This is a genomic window from Clostridium sp. CM036, from assembly GCF_055081135.1.
Map to the genome: position 1 here is coordinate 77,532 of NZ_CM143652.1, position 16,028 is coordinate 93,559.

Consider the following 16,028-nt stretch of genomic DNA (forward strand, 5'->3'; position numbering starts at 1 on the left):
TCTCGCTATAATAATTATGCAATTTTTATAGATATATTTTTAGCGTCATTTTTTCTAATGGCTAAATTGAAACCGCGTAAATTTATAATTATAGGATCCCCTAGAGGTGCGGTAGCTACTAATTTAACTTCAGTACCTTCTATGAAGCCTAATGCGAGTAATCTTTTAGCAAATTTATCATCCCCGCAAACGGAGTCAATGAGCGCTTTATCTCCTGGCTTTAAATCGTAAATACTTATAATAATCACTCCTTAATGAAAACAATTCTCAATTGTAATTTTAACATGTTTATCTATTAGTGTCAATATGAAGTAACAAGAAAAATCATTAAATTTTAAAAATGATTTTATAAAATAGTGGAAATGTGATAACATATAAATAGAGCAGAGGTTTAAATTAGACATGTGCAAATTTACGGTTTTGCTTTTTAGAAAACTTAGTAGAAAAGAGTGATATTGTGATTACAAAACTTAGTAGTATTAAGGTAGGGGAAATTTCAGTGGAAGGGGCCCTTACTATAGACGGAAATAAGCAACTCTTTAAAGATGCATTGTTTTTTGATTTAGAACATTACATTTATAAAAAGCCCATATGTATAGGAGTTTTTGGGTGCTGCTATTATGATGAAATTTCAAATGAGTTAAAGGTTACCCAATATATGGCGGAAAATAAAAAAGATGCTATAGAAATATTATCTTTAGCTAAAAATTATTTTGAAGAAATGAAGATGAAGTATAATAAAAAATTCATCGTTACATTTTCAGGGAATAATGATTTTACAGTTATAAACTATTTGTTAAAAGCTCATAAAATAGATTTTATACTAGAAGGGTATTTTGGCGAAGTAGATTTGCAGAAATGTTATGAAAAAGCTGAAGGAACATGTATTGGGCTTAAAGCTCTAGAAAAGATATTTGAGATTGATCGCGAAAGTGAGGTAATTAGTGGCTCTAATTTAGCTAAAACCTTTGGTAAAATAGTAAAAGATGCTGAGTATATAAATAGAATGCCTAAAGAAAAAAAAGAAAAAATATTATTATATAATCAACAAGATGTTGTTAGTTTATTTTATATATATGTTGATTGGTACAATAAAATACAGTTAAAAACTGAGGAAAGCATAGCACATCAATAGCTGTGTTTTTTTATTTGCTAAAAAATTTTAGATTAACTTAGTAATGAGGAATACTGTAAGCATTTCCATAATAATTTAATAGAAGGGTGTTTTAAAATTATTAGAGGAGGGAAGCATATGGAGCAGACTCGGAGAAACATTGATGCAGCGATGGGAAGGGTTAAAGCAGATTTAGTGCTAAAGAATGCGAATTTTATAAATGTGTTTACTGAAAATATAGATAGAGGGGATATTGCTATACTAGGCGATACTATTATAGGAATTGGTGAATACGATGGAACCGCTGAAATTGATTGCTCAGATTTATATGTTTCGCCGGGATTCATTGATTCGCATGTACACATAGAATCCTCCATGATTATGCCCAAGCAGTTTGCGGAGGTGATAATTAAAAAAGGTGTAACTACAATAATAGCAGATCCACATGAAATAGCTAATGTAGAAGGAATGAACGGTATTAACTTTATGATAAATAATAGTAAAAAAGCACCTATAGATGTTTTTTTTATGCTACCTTCTTGTGTTCCGGCAACAAACTTTGAGGATAGTGGATTCGTTCTTAATGCTAATAATTTTGATAAATTAATCAATAATAAGCTAGTTTTAGGTCTCGGTGAAGTAATGGATGTGACCGCAGTTACAAATAAGGATGAAAATATATTAAAAAAAATAGATATAGCAAAGCACAAACATATAGATGGTCACTGTCCTAATATATCGCCTAGGGAGTTAAATGCATACTTAAGCTGCGGTGTAAGAACAGATCATGAAAGCGAAAATGCCAAAGAAGCCTTACTAAAAGTTAGTAGGGGAATGTACGTAATGCTGCGAGAAGGATCAGCTGCAAGAAATTTAAAGGACATTCTTCCCGCTGTTACCAAGAATAACTTCGGAAGATTTTTATTTTGCACGGATGATAGACATGTAGACGATTTACTAGAGAGTGGCTCCATAGATAACTGTATTAGAATTTCTATAAAGCAGGGAATTAATCCTATAAATGCGTTTATAATGGCCTCATTTAATGCAGCTAAATGTTATGGTTTGTTGGATAGAGGAGCTATAGCACCAGGATATAAAGCAGATTTAGTGCTATTTGAAGACTTAAAGGGCGTAAATATAATGAAAGTTATAAAAAATGGTAAAGAGTATAAAGAATTACCGGGCACAAAACATGTAGACTTAAAAATAAAATCGTCCATGCATATGGATTTTATAGATAGTGAAATTTTCAAAGTTAAAAGTAATGCTAAAGCTGTAAATGTGATAAAATTAATTCCGAATTCCTTGCGAACTAAATTGGTACAGAGGAAAACAGAAAGTGAACTTGGTTATATAAAGAGAGTGGCAGAAAGAGATGTATTAAAAATAGCAGTAATTGAAAGACATCATAATACAGGTAAGCATTTTGTTGGATTTATAGAAGGATTAGGATTAAAACATTGCTCCATAGCACAAACTATAGTCCATGATTCTCACAACCTTATAGTCGTTGGAGATAATGATAAGGACATGGAGGTGGCAGTTAATACTCTTGTTTCGATTGGTGGAGGTATAGCTATGGTGTCAGAGGGGAAAGTTATTGCTCAGCTAAGCTTGCCAATTGCGGGGCTAATGACCTTTGAGTCCCCATATATGGTGTCAGAGCACCTAAATAGGCTTAGTAGAATTGCCAGAGGCTTTGGAGTACGAGAGGAATATGACCCTTTTGTAAGCTTATCTTTTATGGCACTTCCAGTAATACCTGAAGTTAAAATTACTACTAGAGGATTGTTTGACTATAATAAGCATGCATTTATAAAGCTTATTGTCGAATAATAGCGGAAATAAAAATCTTACAATAATAATTAATATTATTGTAAGATTTTTTTTAAACCCATTTCTAAATGATGAACATATTAATTAATAAAGTATATTTATGAAAAGGAGATATAGGGATATTTATTTATCCCACAAAATTAACGTTTTCTTTATAATTATGTTGAATATTCATAAAAAACTATGCATATAATTTGCAAAATAAGGGGTGCACTGATGGCGGGTATTGTGATTGGATTTAAAAAAATAAAAAATCCGTAAATATTTTTGATATGAGTACATATACTGTCAGAGGGGTATTTAAATTTAGCGTACTAAATATTATATAATGTGTTATGAAGCTATTAATGAGAAATTTAATAACAGTGAAAACATGATTAGGAGTGGGGAAATATGAGTCTTCAAAATAAACAGAAATTAGGATATATACTTGTTCAAACCAAGAAAATAACTGAAGAACAGTTGAGATCAGTTTTGAAAAAACAAAGAATATCTGGGAAAAGACTTGGAGAACAACTTATAGAGGACAATATTTTAACGGAAGATGTAATAATAGATGTACTTGAAATACAACTAGGAATTATGAGAGTAGATTTAGAAAGAACTGTTGTAAATATGGAAGCAGTTAAATGTATATCTGAAAGTCTAGCTCTTAGATACAATTTGATTCCTATAGATATAGAAGACAATAAAATCAAAGTTGCTATGGCAGACCCATTAAATGTGTTTGCAATCGATGATGTGGGCATATCATCAGGTTACGAGGTAGAACCTTTAATTACAACTCAAACAGCCATTAAAAAGTCTATAGATAGATATTACTCGTCGCAATATGTTCAAAAGGCAGCAAATGAACTAGTAAAATCTCAAACTCAAAGTGATATAAAGGGACTTAGCGTGGAGGAATCTGATAGCCTTGAAAACATTAAGAATGCTCCTGCGGTAAGGCTTGTAGATTCTCTAGTTAAAAATGCAGTAAAAAGCAGGGCTAGTGACATTCACATAGAACCCTTTGATGAGTATGTTAGGGTTAGATATAGAATCGATGGTGAGCTTCATGAAGTATTGAAGTCTCCCAAGGAAACCTTAGCTGCATTGGTAACAAGAATAAAAATACTTGGTAACATGAATATAGCAGAGAAAAGACTTCCTCAAGATGGAAGAATACTAATGAATATAGAGAAAAAAGATTACGATCTTCGCGTATCTATTCTTCCTACGGTTTATGGAGAGAAAGTGGTTATTAGAGTGCTTGACAGAGAAAACTTTCTTAAATCTAAGAAGCAACTAGGATTAAGTAAAGATGACTTAGAAAAGGTAGAGGGTATAATTAAAAGCCCTTACGGTATTATTTTAGTAACGGGGCCTACAGGAAGTGGTAAGTCTACCACGTTATATAGTATTTTAAGTGATTTGAATAAGGAAAATACTAATATTATAACTGTAGAAGACCCAGTAGAATACTTAATAGATGATATAAATCAAGTTAATGTGAATATTAAGGCGGGACTAACCTTTGCGTCAGGCCTTAGATCTATTTTAAGACAAGATCCAGATATAATAATGATAGGTGAAATCAGAGATAGTGAAACAGCAGAAATAGCGATTAGGTCCGCTATTACAGGACATTTGGTTTTAAGCACTATTCATACCAACGATGCGGCCTCAGCAGTAGTAAGACTTTCGGACATGGGAATAGAACCATACCTAGTGGCAACTTCGGTAAGTGGAGTTATTTCACAAAGACTTGTGCGGAGGATATGTAAGCACTGTAAAACTTCTTTCGAAGCTAGTAGTTATGAAAAAACAATATTAGGATTAGAAGAGCAAGAGACGCTAAAGCTTTATAAAGGCGAGGGTTGTACCTACTGTAATAACAGTGGGTTTTCGGGCAGAACAGGTGTCTATGAGATTATGGAAATTACTAGAGAAATAAGGGAAAGCATTCTACTTAACAAAAGCATAGATCAAATTAAAGATATAAGCATTAGAAATGGAATGAAAACCCTTAAAAAATCCTGTGAGGAGCTGGTTTATAGTGGTGAAACTACAATAGATGAATTAATAAAAATAGCTTTTTCAAAGGATAGTTAGCAGTCGTGCTAACTATAAAGGGGGTGTATGAGTGCCGGTTTTCGTATATGAGGCAAAAAACGTTCAAGGTGTTTCATTAAAAGGTAAAATGGAGGCCTCAAATGAAAGAGCTGTAAGTATGATGCTTAGAGAGAAAAGCTATTATCCTGTTAGAATAAAAGAATATAAGAAATCCTTAAATGTAGATTTAAGCTCTCTTAAAATGGTTAGTACAAAGGATATATCAATATTTTGCAGACAGTTTTCAGTTATAGTTTCTGCGGGAATCAGTATAGTTAAGGCTGTAGATATAGTTAAAGAACAGACAGAAAATCCAAAGCTTAAAAAAGTTTTATATGTTGTGAGTGAAGAGATACAAAAGGGTAAAACTTTTTCAATATCCCTTAGAGAACACAAAGATATTCCAGATATGCTAGTAAATATGGTTGAGGTTGGAGAAACTAGCGGGAATTTGGACACAATTTTGGGAACATTAGCTAAGTATTATGAGAATGAGCATAAACTACAGCAAAAAATAAAGCAGGCCATAACATATCCAAAGGTTATTGTTATTTTTTCATTTATTGTTGTAACTGGGATTGTAATCTTTGTGGTGCCTACATTTACAAATATGATTATAGACGCAGGAGGAAAAATTCCACTTCCTACTAAAATTGTTATGGGCATCAGTAATTTTTTTAGAGAAAATATAATAGCTGTAACTTTAATTATGTTATTTACTTTTCTATTGTTTAAAATTTTGGGCAATAAGGGTAAGAGAAAATTGAGAAATGATAGATATACTATGAAAATGCCTATATTTGGGAAGCTATATTTGAAGATTGTAACAGCTAGATTTGCTAGAACATTTGGAATACTTTTATCTAGTGGAGTACCAATGATTGAAAGTTTAGAAACCTGCGCGAAGGTCCTTAATAGTAGAACAATTAGTGATATACTTTTTTCTATTAAAGAAGAAGTTAAAAAAGGGATAGGTCTTGGTGATGCTTTGTCAACTAGGGAAATCTTTCCACTGATGCTTACTCAAATGATTAAAATAGGTGAAGAATCTGGTAATATGGATGAGGTCTTAAAGAAAACGGCTGATTTTTATGATGATGAGGTAGCGAACGCTACAGCACAAATGACTGCTTTAATAGAACCCCTTATAATAATAGGATTAGCAATGGTAGTCGGATTTATAGTGGTATCAATAATACTACCTATCTTTGGCATGTATGATGCAGTAGGGGTCTAAAGGGTCTAAATTTGATAATTATCAAAGCTAATACTTTGATGAATATAAATATTATATGAAAAGGGAGGAATTATAAAATGATTGAAACGATTATTAAAAAGAAGAAAAAAGGATTTACACTTATCGAGCTTATTGCAGTTATAGCAATACTTGCTATACTAGGTGCTATTTTGGTGCCAAAAATTACAGGCTATTCCGACAGTGCTAAGAAAGCTAAGGCTATATCGGATGCTAAAATTATAGTGAATGCAGCAGCAGCCTACAATGCTGATCATGAAACTGCACAAATTGCAGATACAGGTACTTTTAAACTTGGATTAGATGCGATTATAGGAACTGGAACTGGAAAAGTTATAGAGGTAAAACCTAGTGAATTTTCTGAGGTCACAACATTAGCACAATTAAAGGTGATTGCAGCTGCTGGCAAAGATCATATAATTCTTGATAGTAATGGAATGGTAACATCTAACTAATAATTTAAGGTTTTTAGCTTAATCAAGGTGATTCAATGCTTTGGTTAAGCTTATTATTGAATGAAATTTTATTACTAAACATGAGGTGAATTAAGTGTTTGAAAAGGATAGAATTGCTCTAGACTTAGGTTCTACCAGTATGAAAATAATGATAGGTAATAAAAAACAAGTTAAGTTATTTGAAACTATAAAAACCTCAGAGGGTAGCATTAAAGATGATAAAATAGTGAATCTTGAAGAAATCAAGGATTCACTTGGAGTGTTTTTAAAGAAGAACAACATTAGAACAAAGGAGATTGCCTTTACTATCCATGGACAAGAGGTTATATCAAGACATACAGAAATGCCAATAATGGATGATAGAGGAATAAAAACTTCACTTGAATGGGAAATGAATCAGTATCTCCCAAGAGATATAAGCGAATACACTATCGATTATGAAATTATAGAGAAAATAGATACCTCAGAAAAAAAAGCATTAAGACTTTTAGTTTCGGCTGTACCTAAAGAAAAAATCAACCAATTAGTTAAAATTTCTCAAATGTTAAATTTAGAGATTGTAGCAATAGATATTTCTTCTAACTGTGCACGAAGAGTGTTTAAAGATGCTTCAAAAAAGAGTACTTCATCAGAGAATATTGGAGTTATAGATATTGGTAGTAACAATACCAATATAATAATATTAGATAAAGGAAAACTTTTTATTGAAAGAGAAATTCCATTTGGTGTAAATAATATACTCAAGGAAATTATTAAAAAAGAAAACATTGAGCACATTAGTGCATTTGAATATTTAGAAAAAAATATTAATTTTATAGAAAATAAAGATGATAATGAACTTGAAGGCAGAATAAAAGCACTTTTTAATAATGTTTTATTATCTTTAGAAAAAATAGTCACTTTCTTTACAATAGGTAAAACTAAGGGTAATTTGGATAGTATATATTTAATTGGCGGAGGTTGTGTAATTAATGGTTTAAGTGAATACGTTAGTAATTATTTTAACTGCTCTGTATATATTTTAGATGATGCTAAGAGTATTGGAGTGAAGACAATAATTCCTACTGAATGCAATATAAAACATTTTATTGGCACCCTAGGCCTTTTACTTAGAAAGGAGTAACTCATGTCTGAATTAAATTTAATACCCTACGAACTAAAGGTTAAAAGAGAGAGGGAATTAAAAGCCAAGAACTATATTTCCATGGGAATTATAGTTCTTGCAATACTCTTTACAATTGTATATGTCCCGAAGCTTTATTTGAATAAGCTTATTTCAGATGAATCGGATTTTAAAACTGAAATTGCTGACAATTACGAAGTCGTTCAAGAAAACAAAAAGATTTTGTCAGATATTAAAAACTATAACTTATATAATAATGAAGTAGATTTATTAATAAAGCAAAAGGTAAGTGTCACAAACAAAATTAAAAATCTTGAAAAATATATTCCGGTTGATGTATCACTTACAGATATTAATTATTCAAAGGGAACAATAATGATAGGTGGAGCTTCAACAAATTATGCTTCAATTAGCACTTTTGCTGCAAATCTTCAAATGTCAGTTGAGTATCCAATAGCTAAAATTGGTAACATAAATAACTCTGATATTAAGACAAAAGGGTATACATTTACTATAGAGATAAGTGAATAGAAATATTTAGAACTTTGAGGTGATTTTATTGAGCAGTTTTAGTAAGAGAGAGAAACTTCTGGTTATAGTAGGAACCATTTTAGTAATCTTGTATCCATATTACAATCTTTTTCTAAAACCAATAAGTCAAAAAATAAAGATTGTAAATCAAAGCATAAGTGATAAAAAGATAGAATGTGATTCGATTGAAAAATTTAATGGTTCAAATATAAGTAATACTGAAAAGCTAGAAGATATTAAAAATATATATAATGAATCAGTAAAGGTGCTTCCTGAAAATGAAAGAAATCCTGAGATATCTTATAGCATAAATACTTTTGCCGCTAAGAATAAAATTAAACTAATTTCTGTTGCCTTTGGGCAAAGTGTAAATTATTCTTCCAAAAATAGTGTGAATAATTCTGCAAACATCACTGCAAATGCCAATGAAGTAGATAGTTCTATTGACAGTACAAATCATAAATTAATGTTTGTGCCAGTAACAGTTATAATTAACGGTGATTATTCATCTGTTTTAAGTTTCATTAGTGACATAGAAGGGGATAGTAGATTGGCTGAGATAGTTGATATAAGTATGTCTTCAACACAGGGAGAAAGCAAGGGGACACAAGCAACTATTGTTTTGAACTACTATTCTACTGAAGGTACTATTAAAAACAAACCAAGCTATGATTTTAAGGATGATAATGTTGGGAAAAGTAATTTGTTTAATTAAGGGGCTTGATATTAGTGTCTAGGAGCAGAAATATAAAGTTACAAAGGCATAAGGGATCTTCTTTATTACTGGTAATTGCTATAGTTGGTGTTTTACTTATCTTGTGTTCGGCTTTAGGAACTAGTGTAGTTTGGGAAGCTAACAATGCAAGAAATCAAGAAAAAAAGACACAAGCATATTATATAGCAAGAGCGGGGGCGGAAGCCGCGGCTAAATATATAGAATCTATGAACAGTAAGGATGTGAGTACATTGGTATCTCAACTTCCACTCCATTCTGATAATACTATTTTTGGTAATGGTAATTTCAACATAACAATACCGGCTATAACAAATGGAAAATTACTAATTAAATCAACAGGTAAAGTTAATAATGGTAAAGACTCCGGTGGAAGTCCAAAATATATTACAGATACAGTTACAGTTGTTCTTAAAAATACTATATCACCTACAATCATTACTACAGCTATTTTTGCTAATAGTAGTATTATTCTTAATGGCGGTAGTGTGGATGGAGATATTGGGACCAACTCTATAGCTGCTAATTCAATTAAGTATTATAAGGATGTAATTACGAGCGGTCATAAAATTATAATTCCTAATACTGGTAACAATGGTGAATTAGAAGGTGCAGTAGTAAAAAAGCAAGGAAATTGGATTAAACTTGTACCCGTAGAGAATTCACCTAACACTGTTGTTGGAAATTACCCAACGCCAGTTATGCCAAGATTCCCAAATGGTCTTGCAAATATGGGTAATATTACGATTAATGGTGCTAGTAGCGTAAATATTAGCACTGATGGATGTTATGAAAAAATTGAAATATTAGATGACACTACTCTAACTATTAATACAAGTACAGGGGATAGAAATATAAGAATAAAAAATTTAAACATGAAACAAGGTAGAATTGTAATTACTGGAGGTAATAAAGTTAATCTATATGTGGACTATTGTACTAACCTAAAAGGATATGTTAACAGCGATGGAAAATTAAATGGAGATAAAAACAAATTACAATTTTATTGTAACAATACTACTCCATTTACTATGGATGCTGAAACTCATATTTATGGTTCTGTAACATGGGGCACAGGGGAAATTATATTAACTGGATCAGGTGCGATTATAGGAAATTTGACCTCCATAGGAACATCCATTCTTTTTGATGGTGGAAGCTTTTTAGGTTCACAAATTTTATATGCACCTAATGCAGATATTACTTTAAATAGTGGAAAGATTACAGGCGCTGTTATTGGAAATACAGTTACCGTCACTAATAGCGGATTTGTAATAAAGTTACCTAGCGATCTGCCACCTTTATCTGTTAATTCAGATAGATACGAAATCTCCTATTGGAAATAAAAAAAATTATTTTTAGGAAGTGAGTTTATGAAAACTGTTTCAAAACAAAGCGGGGTTACATTAGTAGAAGAAATCGCTTCGCTTGCAATAATTTCAATAGTATTAGTTACATTTTTACCAGTTATTACAGGTAGCTTAAAAAATATTCATGTTAATGGTAATAGGACTATAAATGTTTCTTCTGCTGAAAACATAATTGGGAATGCAATAAAAGGTAATTCGACTACAGGTGTAGTTCAAACAAGCAAGATGATTCCAATGACGTTGAAAAATTCTGAGGGCATAATGATACTAACACCTGGAAGCATTAAAGGTACGGTGTTTACTTTTGATAAAAGTGGCGACAACCAAACAACGCTATCTACCTTTGTTCCGTTGGATGAAGCGCTTAGAGGAGAGTAATATTAAATGAATCAAAATAAGGGCTTTCATAAAAAGGGATTTACACTATTGGAATTGGTTGTAACAATTCCAATAATGATAATGGCTATAGCTTTAATTTTTTCTATTGGAGATTTTGGAAATAGATATTTCAAAAAAACTAATATACAAATGAATAATCAACAAGTTGTTAGACTAGTTGGAGATTATATTAAAAAAGATATTAGAAGTGCTAAAATAATAAATAGTGACAAAACAATTGTTAAAGAACAAAATGTGAATGTTAATTATTATGTATTAGCATACACAGGTAATCACTTAGTAAAGCAAGTAAGGAAAAATAGTGATGAAACTTTAGTCAGTGAAATAACCATAGGTGATATGCTAACAGATTTATCTTTTTTGACTGCTACGGATAAGGGGATGCTAAAGTATAAAGTAACAAATAATGCTAACGGACAAAATTATAGTGTAACATATGAAGTTGTACTTGATAACATAAGTACGGTTGTGTTACCTAGCGCCAGTACACCAACTATATATTATGCAAATAATTAAAGTAATAAATAATAAAAATAGTTTAACAATTTAAAGACATGTCAACACTTTCAAAAGAGGTGATGGCATGTCTTTTAAAATTACGTGGAAAACGCATGTAATATGCATTTTAATAACATTTATAACCGTAAAGCTCCTGGGGAGTAGCGCAAATAACATACTAGATAATTTCTTTCTAAAACCTTTTATTTTTTACCCAACGTCAAACTTAATCATTAATTTTTACATATATGTGTTGCTTCTTATGATTCCTATATCAATTGTCCATGAGAGTATACATGGATTAGCATTTTTAGCTTTTGGTGGTAAAGTTAGGTATGGATTCAAAGGCATTTATGCATATACCCAGGAAATATCTGAGCTACCTATAGATCGCACTAAATTTCTAATCATCCTTATGGCACCTTTAACAGTACTGTCTATTATAACATTATTGCTACCTATTTGGCTGGGAGGTATAATATTCCTGATTAATTTACTAGGAGCTTCAGGGGACTTGTATATGTCTTTTAAGCTAATAAGGTATGACTTTAATAGTAAAATAGTTGATAAAAAATATGGATTTGATGTAGTGTAGGAAAGCCATGGGTTGAAATAGCAGTCCATAGCGTTCCTATTTTTTTAATAGCATCTAGATTTCTTTTACTTAACTAATGTGAGCAGAAACTGATGCATGCAAATATGTATATAAATAATAAATAAGGATAACATTGTAAATATAACCATGGTAGTCAGTTTATAGTTCTTCTATAAATTGGCTACTTATTTATGGAAGAAATACAGAGTCCTATAAAGCGGGTCTCACATGTAAAACTCAACTCAATTAAAAGTTATTAGCTCTCAAAAGGAGTTAAAATAAAAAGATAACAAAAGGGGAAACAAAGAATGATGAAAAATGTTAAAAAGAAAAAAGGATTTACCCTAATTGAACTAATAATTGTAATTTCAATTATTGGGATTTTAGCGGCAATTGCGGTGCCTAAGTTTAGTGGGGTACAAAAGGATGCTAAAGCAAAAGTTGATGTAGCTAGCGCAAAGGTTATTGGTGATGCCACAAATACTCTTATTGCTAAGGATGGCATAACAAAAGCAACTTACTTTAAACCAAGTCATTTAGGCAAAGAAATAACGGATTATCTTCAAGTAGAGCCTGATGTTAAGGCAGTTACTGATGGTGAGTTTTTTGTTGAAATCGATGGTAATGACAATGTTTTTGTTACAGTTGGCGGCGCCCAGTTGTATCCTAAACAAAAGGGAGTTTATCCTCCCGCAAAATAATAAGCATATCTGTAGTCTTATTTATTTGTCCAAAGTTTTAATGACTTTGGACTTTGGACTTTGAATTATTAGACATTCACAAGATTACGTTGCATTAATATTTGAAAAAACTTTATATTAAAGTAATCCTCCTAAAACATCTTATTTTGTGGATTTAATTATCATTAATTTATATTTTGAATGTTATTATTTGCTTATATATGTTAAAGTAATAATGAAAATAAATACAATAGAGTTAAAAACTTATATTAAAATAGATTAATATAAATGCTTCTTTGTATTTAAATATAAAAGCAAATTCAAGGAGGTTCTACCTATGGAAAGTATTTTCGGAATAATTATTTTTATCTTAGGATTATTAATAGGAAGTTTTTTAAATGTATGTATATATAGAATTCCAAAAGGAGAAAATATAGCATACCCAGCATCGCACTGTACTTCTTGTGGCAGTGATATTAAACCTTATGATCTTATACCAGTATTCAGTTGGATTTTTTTAAGGGGCAAATGTAGAAATTGCGGAGAGAGGATATCTAGCAGATATGCACTGGTAGAAATTACAACAGCTATATTTTTTTTATTAACTTATTTTCAATATGGAGCCAGTATTTATCTAGCACGGTATTTAATACTTATACCTTTTTTAATAGTTATAGCTATGATAGATTATGATACTATGGAAGTATATACCACTACAACATGGTTGGCTGTTGCTATGGGTATTGTTTTACTAGGAGTGAATATCTACATGGGACAATCAATAGTTACCTACATTTATGGAGGGATACTCGGAGCAGGTACAATTACCTTTATTATATTATTGTCAAAACTTATTCTTGGGACAGAGGGTATGGGTTGGGGAGATGCAGAGATTTGCGGGCTTTGTGGTTTGTTTTTAGGGTTTAAACTAACCATTGCGATGATGTTCTTTTCTTTTATAATTGGGGGAATCATTGGTGTTTATTTAATGAGATTCAAGAAAAAGAATGGTAGAGCAGAAATGCCCTTTGGTCCATCTATTATAATAGCCGCTTTTTTAATGATAATTTGGGGTGATAAAATTTTAAACTGGTACTTGAATTTAATTTTATAATTAACTGTAAAATTTCAAATATTTGCAAATGACAGTCTAAACATAAGGACTTTAATGAAAACTAGAGGATTACTCGAATAGTTTAGGTAATCGCTAAACTACCTAGAATGGCGACCTTTGGCTCTTGTGAATAAAAGTTGTATAATAAGTCATAACTGAATCGGTTATGGAAGGTTGATAATATGCAAAACATTTTGCAGAACATGAATAATAGAGGAAAGGAAAAACCCATGAAAGCTAAAAAAAGTGATTATCTTCAAAAAATTTACGAGAAAAATACTAGTACAGGAAATTATGTTATACAGGTAGCTATAGATAAATACACTGACATATTTAATGAATGGGATCGTGCTCCTTTTAGAAAAAGAGATATGGATCCGGATTTAGCACTTTTTCTTGAAAACTGTTTTGAAGATATTCCGGCTAAACATGGAGTAGATATATGTTTCTACTTACCTAAAGAGGGAAAAGATGTAAGCAGAGAAGAATTGTTAATTGCAGGTATTAAAACTTATTATTCCTTTTATTTGCATCAAGAAATTAGAGTTTTAAAGGGGAATTATAGTAGGTTATTCAAATATTTAGTTTCATCATTTAGTTTACTAGCAATGTCTATTTTTTTAGGTACAATAGTTGGTGAAAACATAATCTTAGAAACATTGCAACAAGGATTTAACATAGGCGGCTGGGTATTTTTATGGGAAGTTATTTCAATAGTAATATTTAGAGGACGCGAAGTTAGTTCTGAAATTAATAAATACCAGAGATTTTTAAATTCATTAATTTATTTTAAATATGGTAATGAGAACCCGTTATCATAGGATAGTTAAAAGCTAAAAAGGTAGATATTTCTGCAACAGCAAAAATATCTACCTTTTTTATTACCTTTAGGAAATATTAAACTAACCTTGTTACGGTTTTGTTTTAAAATTTAAAGGATTCTTCTAAAAATGTATATTTAGGAAGACCATTTTCTATTGATATTTTTGGTTCCCCCATTATTAATGGCAAGGTGTATTCGTATGCGTCGCGCGTAACATTATTACCTTCCGAATTTATCCATTCCAAAGGGAAGTATTTTATGTTATTTGCAACATGTACAGTATCGAGCGCAAAAGTTGCAGAGGTGTAAGGATCGTTTGAAAGTCTTCTTATACCTATCATATTTCCGCTTATTCCATCTATAGAATAAATAGCAGCGGCTTTTCCTACTTCATATGCTTCATCAATATCTGTTTGAGATGCACAGTGCATTGAACAACGTTGAGTTGTAGAAAGCTCTAAAACTCTAACTTTTTCAGCGGTACTCGTAGTTAAAATTAAATCCTTAAGGTAGGCACAAACACCACCTAATTGAACATGACCAAATTTATCGAGGCATGTTGCTCCCATTTCACCTAAGAATTTACCTTCTTTAGTTCGGATGCCCTCAGATACTACTACGAAAACATGATTTTTTTCAGTAAGTTTTTTACTGACATCTTTCAAAAATTTCTCTACATCAAAAGCTACTTCTGGTAGATATATAAAATCCGCGGCAGGTTTACCGTTAATAGTTGCAAGGCAAGCACTAGCAGCGAGCCACCCAGTATCACGTCCCATAGTTTCAAGTATGAAAACCCCTTTTGCAGGATAAACACTGGCATCTAGGAAGTTTTCAAGAACTTGAGTGGCAATTAGTTTAGCTGCGCTTCCAAAGCCTGGGGTATGATCCATAATTGGTAGATCATTATCTATTGTTTTAGGAATGCCAATAAATTTTATATCCTTATTATGCTCAGTTGCGTAAACGCTAAATTTATGAACAGTATCTTGTGAATCATTCCCCCCGATATAGAAGAATGTTTTTATTTCATATTCTTCTAATATTTCAAAGAGTTTTATGTATTCCTCGGTGCTTTTTTCAAATGGTTTTAATTTATATCTGCAAGAACCAAGACCAGAGGAAGGCGTGTATTTTAATCCTTTAACATCATCATAGTTAATGGTGGATAGGTTTACAATGTGGTTGTCTAAAATACCTTGTATTCCATATATACCAGCATAAACATTATCATAATAGTGAGAATTTATATTTGCGTCTAGTAATCCTATAGCACTAGCATTTATTACGGAAGTTGGACCTCCTGATTGCGCTACGATACAATTTTTCATTAGAGAATCTCCCCTTTCAATAGAACTTAAATTAATAGTATGTTCTTATAGCACATACCTATTTATTATAATGC

17 protein-coding genes are annotated in these 16,028 nt (G+C 31.3%); 15 read left to right on the forward strand and 2 right to left on the reverse strand.

Features of this window, described 5'->3' with window-relative positions:
* Window positions 1-14 precede the first annotated feature (14 nt).
* Complete coding sequence (locus tag ACWJKE_RS00260) at window positions 15-239, reverse strand: FeoA family protein (RefSeq protein WP_165414912.1); 225 nt, start codon at window positions 237-239, stop codon at window positions 15-17.
* 218 nt (window positions 240-457) lie between these two features.
* Between ACWJKE_RS00260 and ACWJKE_RS00265 the strand changes: the two genes are divergently transcribed.
* The 15 genes from ACWJKE_RS00265 (at window position 458) to ACWJKE_RS00335 (ending at window position 14,621) form a co-directional block, all read left to right on the forward strand.
* A complete protein-coding gene (locus tag ACWJKE_RS00265) occupies window positions 458-1,135 on the forward strand; it encodes a ribonuclease H-like domain-containing protein (RefSeq protein ID WP_216301689.1) in 678 nt (225 codons plus the stop codon).
* Between the two features lie 117 nt (window positions 1,136-1,252).
* Window positions 1,253-2,953 (forward strand): adenine deaminase, encoded by a 1,701-nt coding sequence (ade, locus tag ACWJKE_RS00270; protein ID WP_216301690.1) that lies wholly within the window; start codon window positions 1,253-1,255, stop codon window positions 2,951-2,953.
* A 393-nt stretch (window positions 2,954-3,346) separates the two neighbouring features.
* Window positions 3,347-5,047, forward strand: coding sequence for a GspE/PulE family protein (locus ACWJKE_RS00275; RefSeq protein ID WP_462952863.1), 1,701 nt, complete (start codon window positions 3,347-3,349; stop codon window positions 5,045-5,047).
* 31 nt (window positions 5,048-5,078) lie between these two features.
* Entirely contained in the window at window positions 5,079-6,284 is a 1,206-nt protein-coding gene (locus ACWJKE_RS00280) for a type II secretion system F family protein (protein WP_216301692.1), read from the forward strand.
* A gap of 77 nt (window positions 6,285-6,361) precedes the next feature.
* The gene (locus ACWJKE_RS00285; protein WP_220286010.1) at window positions 6,362-6,757 is read left to right on the forward strand and encodes a type II secretion system protein; all 396 of its coding nucleotides are present in this window, start codon (window positions 6,362-6,364) and stop codon (window positions 6,755-6,757) included.
* A gap of 94 nt (window positions 6,758-6,851) precedes the next feature.
* A complete protein-coding gene (pilM, locus tag ACWJKE_RS00290; protein ID WP_216301694.1) occupies window positions 6,852-7,880 on the forward strand; it encodes a type IV pilus assembly protein PilM in 1,029 nt (342 codons plus the stop codon).
* 3 nt (window positions 7,881-7,883) lie between these two features.
* Window positions 7,884-8,411: a PilN domain-containing protein gene (locus ACWJKE_RS00295; protein ID WP_216301695.1), complete on the forward strand. Its 528-nt coding sequence runs from the start codon at window positions 7,884-7,886 to the stop codon at window positions 8,409-8,411.
* Window positions 8,412-8,439: 28 nt separating this feature from the next.
* On the forward strand, window positions 8,440-9,126 hold the full coding sequence (locus tag ACWJKE_RS00300) for a hypothetical protein (protein WP_220286008.1): 687 nt from the start codon (window positions 8,440-8,442) through the stop codon (window positions 9,124-9,126).
* 14 nt (window positions 9,127-9,140) lie between these two features.
* Window positions 9,141-10,490 (forward strand): DUF7305 domain-containing protein, encoded by a 1,350-nt coding sequence (locus ACWJKE_RS00305; RefSeq protein WP_216301697.1) that lies wholly within the window; start codon window positions 9,141-9,143, stop codon window positions 10,488-10,490.
* Window positions 10,491-10,517: 27 nt separating this feature from the next.
* Window positions 10,518-10,892, forward strand: a complete 375-nt coding sequence (locus ACWJKE_RS00310; protein ID WP_216301698.1) for a type II secretion system protein — start codon at window positions 10,518-10,520, stop codon at window positions 10,890-10,892.
* Between the two features lie 6 nt (window positions 10,893-10,898).
* Window positions 10,899-11,429: a PulJ/GspJ family protein gene (locus ACWJKE_RS00315; RefSeq protein ID WP_165411987.1), complete on the forward strand. Its 531-nt coding sequence runs from the start codon at window positions 10,899-10,901 to the stop codon at window positions 11,427-11,429.
* A 244-nt stretch (window positions 11,430-11,673) separates the two neighbouring features.
* Entirely contained in the window at window positions 11,674-12,006 is a 333-nt protein-coding gene (locus tag ACWJKE_RS00320) for a DUF3267 domain-containing protein (RefSeq protein ID WP_216301700.1), read from the forward strand.
* A 308-nt stretch (window positions 12,007-12,314) separates the two neighbouring features.
* Window positions 12,315-12,707, forward strand: coding sequence for a prepilin-type N-terminal cleavage/methylation domain-containing protein (locus ACWJKE_RS00325; protein WP_290441233.1), 393 nt, complete (start codon window positions 12,315-12,317; stop codon window positions 12,705-12,707).
* Window positions 12,708-13,023: 316 nt separating this feature from the next.
* Window positions 13,024-13,800, forward strand: a complete 777-nt coding sequence (locus ACWJKE_RS00330) for a prepilin peptidase (RefSeq protein WP_216301701.1) — start codon at window positions 13,024-13,026, stop codon at window positions 13,798-13,800.
* Between the two features lie 182 nt (window positions 13,801-13,982).
* Window positions 13,983-14,621 (forward strand): hypothetical protein, encoded by a 639-nt coding sequence (locus ACWJKE_RS00335; protein WP_462959085.1) that lies wholly within the window; start codon window positions 13,983-13,985, stop codon window positions 14,619-14,621.
* 103 nt (window positions 14,622-14,724) lie between these two features.
* Here ACWJKE_RS00335 and ACWJKE_RS00340 read toward each other — a convergent pair whose 3' ends face one another.
* Window positions 14,725-15,954 carry a 6-phosphofructokinase gene (locus tag ACWJKE_RS00340; protein WP_216301702.1) on the reverse strand — a complete coding sequence of 410 codons (1,230 nt, stop codon included), beginning with the start codon at window positions 15,952-15,954 and terminating at the stop codon, window positions 14,725-14,727.
* Window positions 15,955-16,028 lie beyond the last annotated feature (74 nt).